The sequence below is a fragment of the Pedobacter miscanthi genome, from assembly GCF_032678605.1.
Classification (GTDB): domain Bacteria; phylum Bacteroidota; class Bacteroidia; order Sphingobacteriales; family Sphingobacteriaceae; genus Pedobacter; species Pedobacter miscanthi_A.
This window is the reverse complement of the sequence record NZ_JAVTSU010000062.1, coordinates 1-1,214: the sequence shown is the minus strand read 5'-3', so window position 1 is coordinate 1,214 and position 1,214 is coordinate 1. Positions and strand designations below refer to the sequence as shown.

General features: G+C 39.5%; 1 protein-coding gene. It reads left to right on the top strand.

What is annotated here, in order from left to right:
• The first annotated feature begins 93 nt into the window (after positions 1-93).
• Positions 94-1,166 (top strand): IS3 family transposase gene (locus tag R2R28_RS29065; protein WP_316829165.1). Its coding sequence is split into 2 segments (ribosomal slippage): positions 94-355 and positions 355-1,166, totalling 1,074 coding nucleotides; the frame shifts between segments, so codons are not numbered across the junction.
• Positions 1,167-1,214: the final 48 nt, after the last annotated feature.

Here is a 1,214-nt window from a genome sequence, read left to right as displayed (position 1 = left end):
TGTGCACTTCCCAAAATTCAGACCAGTTAAAAGTAGAATTATAGACCGAGCGCAGCGAGGCTATTAGAAAAACTATTAATTTTAATTGGTAATATGAAAAGAATCAAGTTTACGGAATCCCAGATTGTAAAAGCAATCAAGGAACATGAGAGCGGCAAAAACGTTCATGATCTCTGCAGAGAGTTAGGAATTAGCACTGCAGCCTTTTACAAATGGCGCCAAAGGTATGGCGGAATGGAAGTCAAAGAACTATCGAAATTAAAGGCGCTGGAAGAAGAAAATGCACGTTTAAAGAAAATGTATGCGAATCTCAGCCTCGTGCATGAAGTTTTCAAGGAGGCTGTAGAAAAAAAGCTTTAACGCCTGACGAGAAAAAGAATTTAGTGGATGAAATGGTAAAAAGGATAAGCCATCGTCAGGCCTGTAAATGCGTTGGATTGAACCGGAGCAAACATTATTATCAACAAAAACGACGGGATGACAGTGAAGTAGTTGATGCGCTTTCACTTCTTGTTGAAAAGCACGTCTCCATAGGCTTCTGGCAGTGTTACTACCGATTGCGTCGAAAAGGTCTTAAATGGAACCATAAAAAGATTTACAGGATTTACACCTCAATGAGGCTTAATATCCGTCGTAGGGCAAAGAAGAGGCTGCCAGAAAGAGTCAAAAAACCCTTATTCGTGCCAGAAACGGTAAATGAGGTATGGTCCATGGATTTTATGAGTGATGCGCTTTGGAATGGAAGGAAATTTAGGTTGTTAAACATCGCTGATGATTATAACAGAGAGATGCTTATTATGGAGATAGATTATTCACTTCCAGCATTGCGAGTTATAAGAGCCTTGGATGAGCTAAAACAATATAGGGAGCTGCCAAAAAAAATAAGAATGGATAACGGGCCGGAGTTTATCTCGCATAAGTTGGATGAATGGGCAAAGGAAAACAATATTGAACTAGTTTTTATCCAGCCAGGAGAGCCAACACAGAACGCATATATTGAAAGATTGAATGGAAGCATCAGAAGAGAATTGTTAAATGCCTACATATTTCACTCCCTGGATGATGTAAGGGAGAAAGTGGAGGAATGGATGGTGGATTACAATTACCATCGACCACACCAGGCATTAAACTTCAAAACTCCGGTAGATTTATTACAGGAAATTTGAGGACAAAATTATACTTTTGAATGGTCTGAAAAACGGGGGAGCTTACAT